Annotated in this window: 15 protein-coding genes; 7 read left to right on the forward strand and 8 right to left on the reverse strand. The window is 45.9% G+C overall.

All coding sequences use genetic code 11. From position 1 onward, the window contains the following. Positions 1–117: 117 nt before the first annotated feature. On the forward strand, positions 118–813 hold the full coding sequence (locus DB398_RS01560; protein WP_108422827.1) for a glycerophosphodiester phosphodiesterase: 696 nt from the start codon (positions 118–120) through the stop codon (positions 811–813). Next, a complete protein-coding gene (locus tag DB398_RS01565; protein WP_108422632.1) occupies positions 813–2,084 on the forward strand; it encodes a BaiN/RdsA family NAD(P)/FAD-dependent oxidoreductase in 1,272 nt (423 codons plus the stop codon). The genes DB398_RS01560 and DB398_RS01565 overlap by 1 nt, the downstream gene beginning before the upstream one ends. A gap of 1 nt (position 2,085) precedes the next feature. Here the strand turns inward: DB398_RS01565 and DB398_RS01570 are convergent, their stop codons facing one another. From DB398_RS01570 to DB398_RS01580, 3 genes are all read right to left on the reverse strand, one after another. Further along, a complete protein-coding gene (locus tag DB398_RS01570; protein ID WP_108422633.1) occupies positions 2,086–2,814 on the reverse strand; it encodes an MIP/aquaporin family protein in 729 nt (242 codons plus the stop codon). 30 nt (positions 2,815–2,844) lie between these two features. Further along, entirely contained in the window at positions 2,845–4,341 is a 1,497-nt protein-coding gene (glpK, locus tag DB398_RS01575; protein ID WP_108422634.1) for a glycerol kinase GlpK, read from the reverse strand. A 91-nt stretch (positions 4,342–4,432) separates the two neighbouring features. Next, on the reverse strand, positions 4,433–4,909 hold the full coding sequence (locus DB398_RS01580) for a TspO/MBR family protein (RefSeq protein ID WP_108422635.1): 477 nt from the start codon (positions 4,907–4,909) through the stop codon (positions 4,433–4,435). A gap of 92 nt (positions 4,910–5,001) precedes the next feature. Between DB398_RS01580 and DB398_RS01585 the strand changes: the two genes are divergently transcribed. From DB398_RS01585 to DB398_RS01605, 5 genes are all read left to right on the forward strand, one after another. After that, complete coding sequence (locus DB398_RS01585) at positions 5,002–6,087, forward strand: diphosphomevalonate decarboxylase (protein WP_108422636.1); 1,086 nt, start codon at positions 5,002–5,004, stop codon at positions 6,085–6,087. Positions 6,088–6,225: 138 nt separating this feature from the next. Then, the gene (locus tag DB398_RS01590; protein ID WP_108422637.1) at positions 6,226–7,155 is read left to right on the forward strand and encodes a mevalonate kinase family protein; all 930 of its coding nucleotides are present in this window, start codon (positions 6,226–6,228) and stop codon (positions 7,153–7,155) included. 10 nt (positions 7,156–7,165) lie between these two features. After that, positions 7,166–8,071, forward strand: a complete 906-nt coding sequence (locus DB398_RS01595) for a geranylgeranylglycerol-phosphate geranylgeranyltransferase (RefSeq protein ID WP_108422638.1) — start codon at positions 7,166–7,168, stop codon at positions 8,069–8,071. A gap of 62 nt (positions 8,072–8,133) precedes the next feature. After that, complete coding sequence (locus DB398_RS01600) at positions 8,134–8,982, forward strand: pseudouridine synthase (protein ID WP_108422639.1); 849 nt, start codon at positions 8,134–8,136, stop codon at positions 8,980–8,982. A 37-nt stretch (positions 8,983–9,019) separates the two neighbouring features. Further along, complete coding sequence (locus DB398_RS01605; RefSeq protein ID WP_108422640.1) at positions 9,020–9,430, forward strand: hypothetical protein; 411 nt, start codon at positions 9,020–9,022, stop codon at positions 9,428–9,430. A 65-nt stretch (positions 9,431–9,495) separates the two neighbouring features. Here DB398_RS01605 and DB398_RS01610 read toward each other — a convergent pair whose 3' ends face one another. From DB398_RS01610 to argH, 5 genes are all read right to left on the reverse strand, one after another. Next, entirely contained in the window at positions 9,496–11,685 is a 2,190-nt protein-coding gene (locus tag DB398_RS01610; protein WP_108422828.1) for a DUF5916 domain-containing protein, read from the reverse strand. A gap of 125 nt (positions 11,686–11,810) precedes the next feature. Continuing rightward, the gene (locus tag DB398_RS01615; RefSeq protein WP_108422641.1) at positions 11,811–13,406 is read right to left on the reverse strand and encodes a M1 family metallopeptidase; all 1,596 of its coding nucleotides are present in this window, start codon (positions 13,404–13,406) and stop codon (positions 11,811–11,813) included. 101 nt (positions 13,407–13,507) lie between these two features. Next, positions 13,508–14,032 carry a class I SAM-dependent methyltransferase gene (locus DB398_RS01620; protein WP_159076279.1) on the reverse strand — a complete coding sequence of 175 codons (525 nt, stop codon included), beginning with the start codon at positions 14,030–14,032 and terminating at the stop codon, positions 13,508–13,510. Positions 14,033–14,636: 604 nt separating this feature from the next. Next, positions 14,637–15,545 (reverse strand): M43 family zinc metalloprotease, encoded by a 909-nt coding sequence (locus tag DB398_RS01625; protein ID WP_108422643.1) that lies wholly within the window; start codon positions 15,543–15,545, stop codon positions 14,637–14,639. Positions 15,546–15,685: 140 nt separating this feature from the next. Continuing rightward, positions 15,686–16,972 (reverse strand): argininosuccinate lyase, encoded by a 1,287-nt coding sequence (gene argH, locus DB398_RS01630; RefSeq protein ID WP_108422644.1) that lies wholly within the window; start codon positions 16,970–16,972, stop codon positions 15,686–15,688. Between the last annotated feature and the right edge of the window lie 45 nt (positions 16,973–17,017).

Consider the following 17,017-nt stretch of genomic DNA (forward strand, 5'->3'; position numbering starts at 1 on the left):
CCTTAAGACTGCTCCGGTTTCGTTTTCATATCGTATTTTTAGCATGCTAAAAAACCATGAATGAAGACCTACATACTTTGGGCGTGTATGGCCATGCTTTTTTTTAATAGTTGTGGTATGATGAGATCAGAACCTTTGGTCATTGGACATAGAGGGGCCATGGGCCACGAAACGGAGAATACCTTGGCTTCCATACAGAAGGCCATGGACCTAGGTGTGGACATGATTGAAATTGACGTGTTCAAAATACGTAGCGGTGAAATTGTGGTATTCCATGATGATAAAGTGGACAGGTTGGCCGACGGTACCGGGAATATAGAGGAATACAATATTTTGGACCTGAAGCAACTTACTTTGGAGGGTGGCCACAAAATCTCGGAACTCCAAAGTGTTTTGGAAGTGATCAACAACCAAGTGGCATTGAATATAGAACTGAAGGGTGCCGGAACAGCCGATAGGGTGAATTTCATCATCAATGATCATATCAACAACAAGGGATGGTCTTCTGAGAATTTCATCATCTCCAGTTTTAAATGGAACGAACTCAGGGCCATGCGCAGCATCAATAAGGACATTCAAATAGCGGTACTGACCGAAGAAGATCCTTTGGAGGCCATCCAAGTGGCCAAAGAACTGGATGCTGTGGCCATCAATCCCTATTTCAAGACACTCCATCAAGAAAATGTGGATAAGATCCATGGCGAAGGGTTGAAAATCTATACATGGACCGTGAACGAGCCCCAAGACATCCAACAAATGAAAGCGTTTGGAGTGGACGGAATCATTACCAACTATCCTGAACGGGCCCATTGATGTTCGATGTCATTATTATAGGGGGTGGAGCCGCGGGCTTCTATGCGGCAATCCAAATTGCGGAGCAAGCACCGGATTTAAAGATTGCCATTTTTGAAAGGGGGAAGACGGTCCTCTCCAAGGTAAAAGTATCGGGGGGTGGGCGTTGCAATGTGACCCATGGCGAATTTTCACCCAAGGAGCTCGCTACCAATTACCCTCGGGGCGAAAAGGAACTTCTGGGGCCTTTCCACAAGTATGCCCCTATGGATGTCATGTCCTTTTTTGAGGAACGCGGAGTTTCCTTAAAAATAGAAGAGGACGGACGAGTGTTTCCCAAAAGTGATTCCTCGCAGACCATCATCGATTGCTTTCTCAATGAAACCGAACGATTGGGAGTAAAGGTTTTGAAGAACAGTTCGGTGAAACGGTTCGACCCAATTGAAGGAGGTTGGCAGGTGACTACGATGAACAAACACTATCAGGCCAAAAAATTGTTGTTGGCAACGGGAAGCAACCCCAAGATATGGCAGCAATTGGAACAAATGGGCCATCACATCGTTCCACCGGTTCCATCATTGTTCACCTTCAATATCACGGATGAGCGGATAAATGGAATCCAGGGAATCAGTGTCCATGCGGCCGTGGAAGTACTCCCCAAAAAGGTTTTTGCGACCGAAAAAGCAGGCCTTGGTCTCAAAAGTGCAAACCATACAGAACCCGTGCTGCAATCGGAAGGGCCCGTTTTGGTGACGCATTGGGGATTGAGTGGACCTGCCATCCTGAAACTTTCCGCGTGGGGCGCCAACCTGCTGCACGATTACCATTATTCCTTCCGATTGAACGTCAACTGGACCCCAGAATATACGACCAGTTCCATGGAGGCTTTCTTAAGAAAGGTAAAGGAAGTGGAGGCAAAAAAAACGGTATTGCGTACTTCTGCCGTTGAAATTCCCAAACGACTTTGGGCAAAACTGGTGCAAGCGGCCCACATTCAACCCGATGAAAAATGGGCGGATGTCACCAAGGAGAAATTGCAGGACCTCTCCAAACAACTTACTGCATGTTCCTTCCGGGTGGAAGGGAAGAGCACCTTCAAGGAAGAATTTGTGACCGCGGGAGGTGTGGACCTGAAAGAGATCAACTTTAAGACCTTCGAAAGCAAATTGCTCCCCGACCTTTATTTTGCCGGGGAAATCATCAATGTGGATGCCATAACCGGGGGGTTCAACTTCCAAAATGCTTGGACCGGGGCCTACTTGGCCGCCCAGGGCATTGTGGCTTCAAGCTGATCTATTGCAATAGCATGGCGATGCCCGCCGCAAGAACAGCACCCAATATGGGGCCCACGACAGGAACCCAGGAATAGCCCCATCCATTGGAACCTTTGTTCTTGATCGGGACCAGTGCATGCACAATCCTCGGGCCCATATCCCGTGCCGGGTTGATGGCATATCCTGTGGTGCCTCCTAGCGAGAGACCTATCCCCCAAACGATCAAGGCTACAGGCAGCGCCCCCAAAGAACCCAGACCGATGATAGCATTGTCGGTGGACAGTACCGCATCCGTAAAATACAACACCGCGAACACCAAAACGAAGGTGCCAAGGATCTCTGTCAACAAATTTAAAGGGATGTTGGGGATGGCAGGCGCATTGCAGAACACGCCTCTTTTAGTGTTTCCGTCCTCGGTGGCATCAAAATGGTCCTTGTTGATGAGCCAAACGGCAAACGCGCCCAACATGGCACCGATAAATTGGGCAAGGATATAACTGGCGATGGATTCAACAGGAAATTCCCCTGCAACGGCCAACCCAATGGTCACCGCAGGGTTGAGGTGGGCCCCACTGTGGGGACCGGCCACTACCACTCCGGTATAGACCGCAAAGGCCCAGCCAGTGGTGATTACGATCCAGCCGGAACCATTTCCGTAGGTTTTTTGGAGGGAAACATTGGCATTCACGCCACATCCCATGAGCATCAACAAAAAAGTGCCCACAATTTCTGCAACAAAAGGAGTCATATCGGTTTGGAAGTTAGTTTTTGTATGATATTATTGATTCTCAGTCCAGTGTTCCAGTGCTTTTATGGCCCTGTACCATCCCCGGATGCCGTTTTCAATCGCTTTGCGGTCCTGCGTAGGCTCAAAATGCACATCGGTCTGCCAAATATCTTGGATTTCCTCAGGGTTTTTCCAATAGCCCACGGCCAATCCGGCCAAATAGGCGGCACCCATAACGGTGGTCTCCACTATCTTCGGACGCACGGTGAACGTGTTCAGCACATCGGCCTGAAACTGCATCAGCATATCGTTCACGGTGGCACCGCCATCCACGCGCAATTCCTTGATGGAAATACCGGAATCGGCCTCCATGGCCTTTAGGATATCCATGGTCTGGTAGGCAATGGATTCCAATGCGGCACGTGCGATATGGGCATCAGTACTGCCCCGCGTCAGCCCAAAAATGGTACCCTGGGCATGTTGGTTCCAGTGGGGTGCGCCCAATCCCGCAAAGGCAGGAACAAAGAAAACACCTTCGGAGCTATCGACCGAAGTTGCCAATTTTTCCACCTGTGCAGAGTTTTTGATGATGCCAAGACCGTCCCGGAGCCATTGCACCACTGCCCCGGCAATAAAGATGCTGCCTTCGAGGGCGTATTGTGTTTTTCCATTGATTTTCCAGGCCACGGTGGTCAGCAGGTTGTTCTTGGAAACGATGGGCTTTTCACCAATGTTCATCAGCATGAAACAACCCGTTCCGTAGGTGTTCTTTACCATGCCCTGTTTGGTGCACATCTGCCCGAACAAGGCCGCTTGTTGGTCGCCCGCAATGCCCGCAATGGGAATTTTGGAAGCAAAGAAGTTGGGACAGGTGTGTCCGTACACCTCACTGGATTGCTTCACTTCGGGCAGCATGCTCTTTGGAATGGTCAAGAGGTCCAACAGTTCATCGTCCCAATCCATGGTGTTGATATTGAAGAGCATGGTGCGCGACGCGTTGGTCACATCGGTGATGTGGAGTTGGCCATCGGTCATCTTCCAGATGAGCCAAGAATCGATGGTGCCCAAAGCCAGTTCACCCGCCTCTGCCTTTTCGCGGGCACCGTCCACATGGTCCAAGATCCATTTCACCTTGGTCCCCGAGAAATAGGAGTCGATCACGAGACCCGTTTTTTCCCGGATGAGGTCCGATTTCCCAGCCTTTTTCAGTGTGTCACAATAATCGGCGGTACGTTTGTCCTGCCACACAATGGCATTATAGACAGGCCGACCGGTATTTTTGTTCCAAACCACCACGGTCTCCCGCTGGTTGGTGATACCGATGGCGGCCATTTGTTCCGCTTTGAGCCCTTTTTTACTGACCGCTTCGGCAGCCATGCCCGCTTGGGTGGACCAGATCTCGTCAGGATCATGCTCTACCCATCCGGGTTTGGGAAATATTTGGGTGAATTCTTTTTGTGCTACGGAGATTATGGTTCCTTTTTCATCAAACACCACGGCGCGGGAACTGGTGGTGCCTTGATCCAGGGCAAGGATGTATTGGCTCATTTTTGTGATTTATGTGCGCTTGAATTTACTAAAATAAATCTGAGTGGCTACACAAAAACAAAGAAGCACTCTTTTTGCTTGACTTTTCACCTTAGGGGTTGAGGGCCCATATTCGATAGTTCAGTACGGCGGCAAATCCTACCCAAAGCACATAGGGTACCAATAAATAGGCTGCAGGTCTGCTTATGATCCGGAACCATTTGATGGTGAGCATGATCAAGGTCAGCAACACCAAAATGACCACAAGCCCCAAAAGTGGGTTTTTCAGTCCGAAGAATACAATGCTCCATAAGGCATTGAACAACAATTGGAAAACAAAGTGATAGAGCGCGGTCTTCACCCAAATATGGTGATAGCCCTTGGACCAGACTATGCCTGCCGAAATGCCCATCATAATGTAAAGGGCAGTCCAAACGGGGGCAAAAAGCTCATTTGGGGGAGTGAACGAAGGTTTGTTGAGTGTTGTGTACCAATCATTTACCGAGCTCTGCGTGGCGATACTGGATAAAAACCCGATCAGCAGGCAGACAAGGATACCTATGGTGATATAGAGAATTCGTTTTTTCATGGTCGGTGCAACAGCAACTAAAATAAGAATTTATTTGAATCCAATTTCCAGCTAGGGCTTGGCAAACGTATATTTGTCCAAATTTCCTTTCAATGACGGAGAACGATTTTCTGCCCAATACCTATCAGGAATTTCCCTTGTCGGGGAAAGTGACATGGAGGGCGCCCAGCAATATTGCCCTTGTGAAATATTGGGGGAAGAAACCGGTTCAGATACCGGCCAATCCGTCCATCAGTTTTACGTTGGATACCTGCGCCACGACCACTTCAGTGACTTTTATAAAGAAGAAGGGAAATGCGGATTTTTCCTTTGACCTGTTGTTCGAGGGGAAACCCAAAGAAGATTTCAAACCCAAGATTCTCACTTTTTTCGAGAGGATTGCACCTTACCTGCCTTTTCTGAAGGCGTATCATTTCGATATAGACACCTCCAATTCCTTTCCACATAGCAGTGGCATTGCGTCATCTGCCAGTGGCATGGCTGCTCTCTCGCTTTGTTTGATGGACATTGAAAGACAGTTGGATCCGACAATGGACCGTGCGACCTTCAATAGAAAGGCATCCTATTTGGCCCGATTGGGTTCTGGAAGTGCCTGTAGGAGCATTGACGGAAGTTTGGTGGAATGGGGGATGCATGAAAATATACCCCAAAGTTCGGATCTGTACGGAACCGAGTACCCGTTTGCGGTAGATTCCGTTTTCAAGACCTACCAAGATACCATTTTGCTGGTGCACAAAGGGGAAAAACAGGTGAGCAGCACTGTGGGCCACCAGCTGATGAAAGGTCATCCCTACGCAGAGAACCGATTTCAACAGGCGATACAAAACCTGGACAGCCTAAAACCTATTTTGGCCAGTGGCGATTTGGACGGATTCATCCAACTGGTGGAAAGCGAAGCACTCACCCTACATGCCATGATGATGACCAGTATGCCCTATTTTATACTGATGAAGCCCGACACCTTGCAAATCATCAACAAAATCTGGAAATATCGGCAAGAGAGCAAGGTCCCGGTCTGTTTCACCTTGGATGCTGGGGCGAATGTGCACATGCTCTATCCGGAAAACGTCAAGGAAAATGTGCAGCGTTTCATTGATGATGAATTGGCCATGCACTGCGAAAATGGACAGTATATACGTGACAGGGTCGGGAAAGGAGCGGTCAAAATAAACGACTAAAAATGAACAGTTAAGCTGTTTTTTTACGTTATTTGCCCAAATTTTTGGACAAGGAACAAGATTTGATAGATCAAATAGTTTTGTTCACCGTAATTTTTTGAAAATTAAACAGTATAGTTTGTATCTTAGTACCAGCATATGAAAGGTCCACTCTTCTATTCAAAGATTTTACTGTTCGGGGAATATGGCATCATCAAAGATTCCAAAGGTCTTTCCATTCCCTATAATTTTTTCAAAGGTGCCCTGAAAAGGGACAAGAACCCTTCGGAAATGGCACGCAAGTCCAACGAAAGCCTAAAGGCTTTTGCGGGCTACCTGAAAAATCTGGACAAAGAACTCGTTTCCTTTGATATGGAGGCCCTGGAAAACGACATTGCCCATGGCATGTACTTTGACAGTTCCATCCCCCAAGGATATGGTATTGGTAGTAGTGGGGCCTTGGTCGCCGCCATTTACGATCGGTATGCCATGGACAAGATCACGGTACTAGAAAACCTGACCCGGGACAAACTCTTGCAACTCAAGAAGATCTTTGGGAAAATGGAGTCCTTTTTCCATGGTAAGTCATCGGGACTGGACCCTTTGAACAGCTATCTCAGCCTGCCCATTTTGATCAATTCCCAGGACAATATTGAATCCACCAGCATTCCTTCCCAAAACACCAATGGCAAGGGCGCTGTGTTTTTGTTGGACAGCGGAATGACGGGCGAGACGGCTCCCATGGTCCAGATTTTCATGGAGAAAATGAAACAGGAAGGTTTCAGGAACATGGTCAAGAACCAGTTCATCAAGCATACCGATGCCTGTGTGGAGGATTTCCTGAACGGCAACGTGAAGTCCCTGTTTGGCAATCTGAAGCAACTTTCGCATGTGGTCTTCGATCACTTCAAACCCATGATCCCGGCCAAGTTCCACCAACTCTGGCAACAGGGCATCGAGACGAATGATTACTACCTGAAACTCTGCGGATCTGGAGGCGGTGGCTATATCCTGGGCTTCACCGAAGATCTGGAAAAGGCCAAAAAAGCACTCAAGGACTACAATCTGGAGGTAGTGTACAACTTCTAAAAGCAAACCCATGCTTAATAGAAAAAACAAACTCTTGCTTTTTAAGCTATTGAGTCTGTTTTCCGTGGTGAGGGGCTATAACATTTTGATGATCACCTTGGCGCAGTACTTGGCGTCCATCTATATCCTGTCGCCGGACATCCCCCTTCGGGAAGTGGTGTTTGACCTAAACCTCTTTCTAATTGTCACCGCATCGGCCCTTACCATTGCCAGTGGATACATCATCAACAATTTCTATGATGCGGAAAAGGATTTGATCAACAAACCCACAAAGAGTATGTTGGACCGTTTGGTGAGCCAGCGTTTTAAGCTGACGACCTACTTCATCCTCAATTTTTTGGCAGTGTTCGTGGCCAGTTATATCTCCTTTAAGGCGGTGCTGTTCTTTTCGGCCTATATTTTTGGCATTTGGTTCTATTCGCACAAGCTCAAACGGATTCCTTTCGTGGGCAACCTGGTCTCGTCCACCTTGGCCATTGCCCCATTTTTTGTGGTGTTCGTGTACTACCAAAATTTTAAGACAGTGATCTTTGTGCATGCCATGTTCCTATTTTTGCTGATTTTGGCCCGTGAGATGATCAAAGATCTGGAGAACATGGCGGGCGATATGGCCCAAAACTACCGGACCATTCCCATTATCTACGGTCCCAAAGTGTCCAAATCCATCATCACTTTCTTGATTGTACTGACCCTTGTACCGGCCCTATTGCTCATCAAAACGTTCGATGTGGGGTACATGTATCTCTACTTTATGGCCTGTATTGCCCTGTTGGTGCTATTCTTGGTGCTCTTGTGGATATCAGGGAGCAAAATACATTATGTGTGGCTGCACAATATATTGAAATTCATTATCGTGGCAGGGGTTTTCAGTATCCTTCTGATCGATTTGGATTTGGTATTGAACCGTATTCTGTAATTCTTTGGTACAGTGGTTTTTTGGAACTGAAAAAGACTACATTTGCAAAAAATTGATGACTGATGGCGAAATCAGACAATAACCGAAGCAATAGGCCTTCCGGTAACCGAAGGGACCAAGGAGAAGGTCAACGAAAACCCTTTTCCAAGAAACCTATCAACAAACAAAAACCTGTCACACCCCAGAAAAAATCCAATCCCGATGAAATTCGATTGAACAGGTTCATCGCCAATGCTGGCATCTGTTCCCGAAGGGAAGCCGATACGTTTATTGCAGCAGGAAATGTTACGGTAAACGGAAAGCCCGTTACCGAAATGGGCTACAAGGTAAAACGCTCCGATGATGTCCGTTTTGATGGCAAGCGCCTTAATCCGGAAAAGAAAGAATATATCCTTTTGAACAAACCCAAGAACTTTATCACCACCACCAGTGATGAAAAGGGAAGACGAACCGTAATGGAATTGATTTCCAGTGCCACAAAGGCGCGATTGCTGCCCGTTGGCCGATTGGACCGTAACACAACAGGGCTTTTGCTCTTTACCAATGATGGTGACCTGACCAAAAAACTGACCCATCCCAAACACGGTGTCCGAAAGATCTATCACGTGCATTTGGACCAGGGCTTGAGCTTGGCGGATCTGCACAAGATCGAGGCAGGTCTGGAACTGGAGGATGGTCCCATAGAGGTGGACAGCATCAGTTTTATCCAAGGCTCACCCAAAAAGGAAATCGGGGTGGAAATCCACAGCGGACGAAACCGAATTGTACGTCGGATTTTTGAGCATTTGGGATACGAGGTCGTGAAACTGGACCGTGTCATTTATGCTGGACTCACCAAAAAAGACTTACCAAGGGGCCACTGGCGACACCTTACCGAACAGGAGGTCATCAATCTGAAAATGATCAAATAAAGGGTTGAAGGGTTTAGGATACCATATCAGATTTTGGATGTTGTCCTTGGTATTTTTTGCCTTGGCATTCTATTTTTATGTTTTTTCGGACCAAAGCCTGATAGATGTCAACGTCCATGACACCTATTATGTGGTGGCCTACTTCGATTTCTTCCTGCTGTTTGGTATTTGGTTTGCCCTTTGCGGTCTAGGCTATTGGATAGTCTCAAAAAAAGGCGTCAAGCTCTACAAATGGCCCCATTGGGCGCATGTAATCCTCAGCATTTTGCCTTTTGTCCTTTTGCCCGTCCTCGTATATTACCAAGGAACCCATGGGCCCGAACAGATGAATCGATTACCGGTGGCGCAAGGATTCTTTATTTTGAGCTTAGGAGGATTTGTATTAGGGCAAGTGGCTTATTTTTTGAACATTTTGATTGCTACCCTATCCCTAAAGAGAGAAGTGTAAAAGCTATCAATTTAAAAGGGAAATACTTGCTCACCTTGAGTCTTCAATTGGCGAATATTTGTGTATTATCGGTTGAACCAATACGTAAACTTGAGCGTCAACGACCATAGGTTCCCTTCAAGAGGGGAGAGCTGCTCATTGTTGTTGAACACCAAAAAAAGGTCGGAAGCAGGAGCGTAGCGCCATTGCAATCGCGAGTTGATGCCAAAATAGTTGTTCTGCTCATTGTACTGCAGTAGTGTGGACCAGAACAATTTGTTGGTAAAGGTGATGTCCGCCTCCGTACCCACCAACCAAAAATCCGTAGTGTACCATGGGGCTGGCAAATCTAAATTGTTATAACTCAATACAGCACCCAAACTCACATAAGGCTGAAATCGATACCCCAGTTCAGCGTTCAAATTGGTACGGTACCCGTTGGCGAAATACCGGCCCAATCGAGTAGTTAGATTATAGGTGAACAAACTTTTGGGTCGCGAATTGTAGGACAAGTATACACCGTTCCAGTGGTGGCGGGTACCCGCGGCCAGTTGCTCTTGGCCTGTGTTGGTAGGGTCAAAAGGAGCAAGCAACCGTACATATTCGTTAAAAACATCAACACTCAGTGAACTGCGGTCCATAAAATCGACACCATAGCCTACAATGGACACATAATCCGTAGCGTTCATGTTTGGGTTGAAATAATAATAACCGGTGTACTGCGGGCCGTGGCTCACTACTTTTTCACTAGCAGGCAGGAATTGGTATCCTACCGAACCCTCAAATTTGAGATAGTTGTTCCGGGGCACAAAACCCACCTCCGAGGTATAGTCTTCAGAAATATATTCCTGTTGCACCCGCCAGTTCCAGTTTCGACTGCTATAGGCCAAATGGGCACCTTGGGCAATACCGTTATAAGAATCATTGGGGCCAAACGATTTCAGCATGAAAAGCTTTCCGTTATAGGTATTGTCGCCAGAGGCAAGGTTGTACTCCAAACCTAAGTTCCGGTTGAATTTGGTATACTGTGTGCGTAAGCTATCGGAGAGGGCATTGTAATCCAGTGATTCTTTGTTCACGAACATCAACCCGATATTGGAACGGGAGAACACCTTTTGTTGCAGGGAGAGTACGGCAAAATTATGACTGGGGAGCCCTGTTTCTTCCAGTTTATCCGTTTGCATGTTCAGAACACCCATACGTAGATTGCGGTTCAGGTTTCCGCTGACCCTAGCTCCTGCAATAATGGGCACACCCAGTCCGATCCTGCGGGAGAAAAACGGTCGGATTTCATCATAGCCAAAACTGGCAAAGAGGTCCGCATTTTCAAGGAAAAACTGCCGTCTTTCTGGGAAAAAAAGTTCAAAACGGGTCAAGTTGGCCACTTGTCGGTCAGCTTCAACTTGCGAAAAATCCGGATTGATGGTCAGGTCGAGGTTCAAGGAAGAAGTCAATCCCAATTTGATATCGCCCCCAACCTTAAACTCGTCATCGAACGACAGATTTTCGATACTCGAATTGCCCACTGTTCCCAATACATAGGGAATAATGGAATAGTTGAGGCCCTGTTTTGGAGGTGGTTTGTCCCAGACCATGGTGCCGGTATAGGCCAGCGAAGCTGTTGGGAACTGTCGGGGTATGGGCGTCCAACTCGATTTTTCGTTGGTACTTAGGTCCAATCGAGAAAAATTGACACCCCATTCCCGGACGTCTTTTTCGTATCGGATGGATTTAAAGGGAATGGCCATTTCCACCACCCATTTGTCTTCATAGTTCTGCACTTCCGATACCCATTTGCTGTCCCAGTTCAGGTCAACACTGCCACCATTGAACATGGTCCCGTCCCATTGTGCACCATAGGCGTTGGCCCCAAAACTGAACCCAGTGGTCTGGTTATTGAACGGGTCCATGAACAACAAAAAATTATCGTTTCCCCCAAAGGAGAAGTCCCTACGGAGCGATTCCACCACATAGGTATTTCCAGGTGTTTTAAAAAATGTGGCCAATAGATAGAGTTGCCTGTCGTCATAGGCCATTTTTACCTCTGAAGGCTGGGTGGCCTTACGGTCGTCCATCGGTAATACCATAAAAAAGTCTTGGGCGGCCTCTGCCTTTTGCCAAGTAGCTTCGTTGCCGATACCATCAATGGTGAAAGTTTCGTCAGTTTGGTACAGATGGATTTTGAATTCGGCATTTTTCTTTTGCGCAAGGACGAACGTACAAAAAAGCATAGCAAATGCTATGGAAACGGAAGTGGTCAGGTGGAGGTTGTTCATGGTTTGTTCAGTGCCGTAAATGTAATAATTTACTTTGTTTTTTAACAATGAACCCAATTTTCCTCAATCTAATTATCAAATAGATATTTTTAGAAGGACCAAAGAAGGTTCCGGAATGACCAAGGCTATAATTTCCCCATCTCCTCGAACAAGGTCCATTGATTGGGGTCCAATACCACGGAATCGGGGCGGTCCTTGGCCTTGATCTCAAAACTTTTGGAACGTTCGTCCAGTTGTATGGTTTCAATGATGGTTTGCCCATCCTTTACCACACCAACTTCCAAAGGAAATTGGAACACATGGTGCTCCTGCATTTGCTCTAAATGGAGAATGACCTTCCCTTTTTTGTATTCCCAGTTCCATTTGAGTTGGGGGTGACCTTTGGTGAACAGCCATTGCTGGAAAAAAGCTTCCAGATTTTGCCCCGATACCTCTTCCATCACATGGCGGAAATCGTCGGTGAGGGCATTGCTGTTTTGGTAGGTGGCATAATACTTTCGGATGCCTTTCCAAAAAGTATCTTCACTTAACTTATGGCGGAGCATGTTCAGTACCCAACCCCCTTTTTGGTAGGTGTTGGTACTCAGTACCTTCATCGGGTCTTGGATGGTAAGGTCCACGATCGGGGATGGATTTTTGAGGTAATACTCAAAGATTTCTTTTTTGTCAATGGCCAATTCCTCTTTTCTTCGCTCATCGCCATATACGCTTTCCAGATAAAGAATACAGAAATAGGTGGCAAATCCTTCGCTGAGCCAAACATGGTTCCAGCTTTTCTCTGTGGCCGAATTGCCGAACCATTGGTGGGCGATTTCATGGGCGATCAAGGGCTCCACGGTCTTGTTCCCGGTCACGGAATTTTCAAAATAGGCGATGGTGCCCGCATTTTCCAGTCCGCCCCATTGCGTTTTGGCCTGCATGTTGGCCAATTTGGCATACGAATAGGGCCCAATGTGGTTGATAAAGTAGTCCAGCACGTTTGTCGCGACCGAATAATCGCCAAAACCTTCCAAACGGTTCTGTGGATACACCCAAGCGGAGACCTCGATATCATGGACCTCACCAAGAAACCTAGACGCAAATTCGGTTACCCCGATGGTCATCACCTTGGTGGCCACAGGGGCCGGTTCTTGGTATGTGGTGAGCTTGTAACCGTTTTCCAGATGGCTCTCTTCCTGTTTTTTGCCGGTCGCCACTACATCGTAATGGTCGGGAGCGGTTATCCGGAACTCCACACTGGCCTTGTCGTACGGATGGTCCACGGACGGAAGCCAGTGCCGCGCCAAATTGGGCCAGTTGTCCCCAAAAAAGGAACGATTTCCAAATTTGGTACTCGAAATGACCAGGCCACGCTCGGGAACACCGTGGTATTTTACGGTATATGTTAAGGTTTTACCAGCGGGTGCAGATGAAACAATATTGATCTTGTCATTGGTGTATGAATAATTGGCAAGTGCTTTTCCTTCCAAAACCTCGGTGACTTCCATGCCAAATTCCCCCGATTTTTGAATAAGGTCCAAGGCAAATGGAACTGCTCCGGATTTGAAGGAAACCGTGATCTCGGCTTCACCTTTTATTTCGTTGTTTTCATCGTTTAGACTAAGTCCGAAAACATAGTTTTGGATATCTACCTGTTCATTTTTTGGATACAGATCTTGGGCATTTCCCAAGAGAGAAACCAAGGCAAATGCCAGAAGGGAGGTCAAAATTCTTTGTTGCATAACGAAACCACATGAGTTGATGGTTCAAGATACAATTTTGGGCAAGAGCTGTGGTGATTTTTTGTGGGGTTTACGTATTTCTTCCGTACGCATTATTCCCCCTAAACAGTTTTTTTACAAAGGTAGATCAGCTCTGTGGTGTCAAACCCATATTTAAACTGGTCTTCTTCCGAGAACGAATCCACAAAAGGATCCTCCATAACCTCAAAACCAGCCTTTTTCAATCGATCTTTATAATCTTTACCATACCATCTTACATGGTCACGTCTTCCAAATGCCTTTAAACTTGCTTTGGGAGAGGTTATGGAAAAATCTTCATAAGTTGTGTCAAGACTGTAATCAATGGGAACTTGGAATATGCCCATACCATTTGGTTTCATTACCCGGTACAGTTCCGACATGGCCAGAGCGTCATCCGGAATATGCTCCAACACATGGTTGCACAGAATAAAATCAAAATGGTCGTTAGGGAAAGGAATGTTGGTGATATCGGCCTTCCTGACTTTGGTTTTACCGTTGTAGTCGTATATGTTTGGATGTAGATCACATGGGAAGTAATCTATCTCGGGCATTTCTGAAAAAATACCATAAAAAACTTTTTCAGGAGCAAAGTGTAGCAAACGCATTGGTTTGTTGATCAGTTTTCTATCTTGAATATACTCCCAAACCAATCGGTGCCTTTCCAATGAACCGCAATTATGGCATTTTGCATTCTTCCTTTTCTTTTTGCCAAAGGGGCCAAATTCCCTGTACTCGGAATTGCAAATGGTGCAGTGGACAATGTTTCCTTTAAATATTCTTTCCTTTCTTTTTTTCCGGTATTCCCTATGTTTTTGTTTAATATAAGATTTAAGTAGGTTACTCATAATTTTTCAATGCATTGGTAAGATTTGAAAAACAAAGATGTGTTAAACCGACCAATGCGGATGCCGCCAATTGATGGATACCCCTTTTGAGTTTATGGATGAGGCTTTTGGGGAGCTTTTCGTCAAATTCAAGGGAACGATTTACAAGTTTTGGGATATAATATCTTGGGCGTTTGCGATAAAGCAAACCAAGGCAAAAGCCAGAAGGGAAGTCAGGATTCTTTGTTGTATGACTAAACCACTAGAATTGACGGTTCAAGATACCTAATTTAAAGTAAAGGTCTTAATGATTTTTGCGAACGACATGGATCAAGAAGGAAATGGGGTATAGTGTAGCCTATCTAGCTAACAAATCCTAACTGGGTTATTTTGGGTTATCCAATCCTTTTGAAGTTAACAATGAATTCCTTCTGGGACTGTTTTCAAGAACGTAGCGCATTCTACCAATTTGGTCTTTTGTAAACATATTCATGACATCATCAGGAGAATAGTTCATATAATTGGCAACCTGGACTTCTTCATCTTGACATCCTAAATAAGGCGAAGCGGCCCATACCACGTGGTCAACTGCGGGAGTGTCTTCACAATAGTCGTTTAATTCACAATCTCCAGACCCCCATGTGTGCATAAGTCCAAGATAATGTCCCATTTCATGGGTAAGTGTTCTCCCCAGATTGTGGATGGTATCAAAATCTGATTCCCCAAATACGGCCCAATTAATGATTATTCCCTCTATGTTGTCGGGTTCAGGCAATATATAAATGCCTGGCAAGTCGGTTTCCGGCCCTGTAGATTTCCCAAGTAAAATTTCAACCATACTTTCGGGATATGGTGCGGTCCAAATATTTATATAGTGGTCAGAATCCCAATAACTCAGATAGGCGAAACTATGATACTCTGAGTTGGGGACATGGTCTGGTACCGTACTGATTTGTTTTCTTACGATACCATTTGTGGGATTTCCATCTGGGTCTTGTTTTGCCAGGACAAATTGTATTTTTGCGTCATCACCGTCAGGGTGATTGTTATAACCTCTGGTATCCTTTTTTTTGCGAAAATCCTCATTTAATATTTCAACCTGTTTCATTATCCGTTCAATGGATAAATTAGTTCCTTCGCCAACTTCTTCACCATTATGGATAATATGCACTACTATAGGGAGGGTATAAATGTCGATATCCGCTTGGACAGGGGGATCATGACTCGAAACCTCACTATCATCCGAACATGCTAGAAAAAAACAAATCATGAGTAGGTAATAATGGTTTTTCATTATTGATCATGTATGTAGATTCTAAAATATAAAACTTCATCTGTCAATTTGATGCAAATTGACAGATGCCCCAAACCAATTGATGAATGGCCTTTTTGGGTTGATGGTTTTTAGGCTATATGCCTATGAAAAGAAAAGAGTCATGATTTTAGTGCGACTTCCATTTTGGCTTTAATTTGCTCCAAACACAGATTCCCTAAACTACCCTCGTGCGTATGTTCAATATCTCTTTTGGGTTTGAAATTGCCATTTTCAATGGCCTTGCCCATAGTTTTATAGGCATCCCGGAACGGCATTCCACTTTTTACGAGCTCGTTCAAGGTGTCCACACTAAAAAGGTAATCGTATTTGGGGTCGTCCAAAATCTTGGGGTTGACTTTGATTTCCTTCAAACTAAAAGTCATCAGTTCCAAACAGGCTTGCATGTCCTGCAAAGCGGGTACAATCACTTCTTTTACCAATTGCAGGTCACGGTGATAGCCACTGGGCAAATTGTTGGTGATCAAAGTGAGTTGGTTGGGCACCGCTTGGATTCGGTTACACTTGGCACGGATCAACTCGAACACATCGGGATTCTTCTTGTGCGGCATGATGCTGCTGCCCGTGGTGAGTTCGTTCGGGAACGAAATAAAATCAAAGTTCTGGCTCATGTACAGGCAGATGTCCATCGCCATTTTGGATAGGGTGGCGGCCACGCTGGAAATGCCAAAAGCAGCGGCCTTTTCCACCTTTCCACGTCCCATTTGGGCGGCCACAACGTTAAATTTTAAAGTTTCAAAACCCATTTCCGCAGTGGTGAACGTTCGGTCTATGGGGAAGGAACTTCCGTAACCAGCAGCACTTCCCAACGGGTTTTGGTTCGCGATCTTATGGGCGGCCTGTACAAAGTACAGATCATCGATCAAGCTTTCGGCATAGGCGGAAAACCAAAGTCCAAAGGAGGAGGGCATCGCAATCTGAAGGTGGGTGTAACCGGGCAACAACACTTTTTGATGCTTTTCGGCCAAATCCATCAACAGGTCGAACAGGGATTTCACCTGTTCTTTGATTTCGGTAAGTTCTTCCTTCAGGTACAATTGCATGGCCACCAAAACCTGGTCGTTCCTGGATCGCGCCGAGTGTATTTTTTTGCCGGTATCACCCAATTTTTCGGTCAGGATAAATTCGATCTTGGAATGCATGTCCTCAAAATCGTTTTCAATGGTAAAGTTCCCTTTTTCGATATCCTTGCCGATTTCACCCAACGCCTTTACCAAGTCCTTGGCTTCCTCTTCGGTGATCAATCCCACCTTGCCCAGCATTTTGGCATGTGCGGTAGAGGCGATCACATCATATTTGGCGAGTACCAGATCTAGTTCGCGGTCGTTGCCCACGGTAAAATGGTCTATTTTTTTATCGGTGCTAAAACCTTTGTCCCAGAGTTTCATATTGAATAATTCAAGTTCAATTGTCAAGTTCAAGTACAGGGTTTT

Origin of the sequence: Flagellimonas amoyensis (assembly GCF_003058265.1) — a bacterium.
Lineage (GTDB): Bacteria > Bacteroidota > Bacteroidia > Flavobacteriales > Flavobacteriaceae > Flagellimonas > Flagellimonas amoyensis.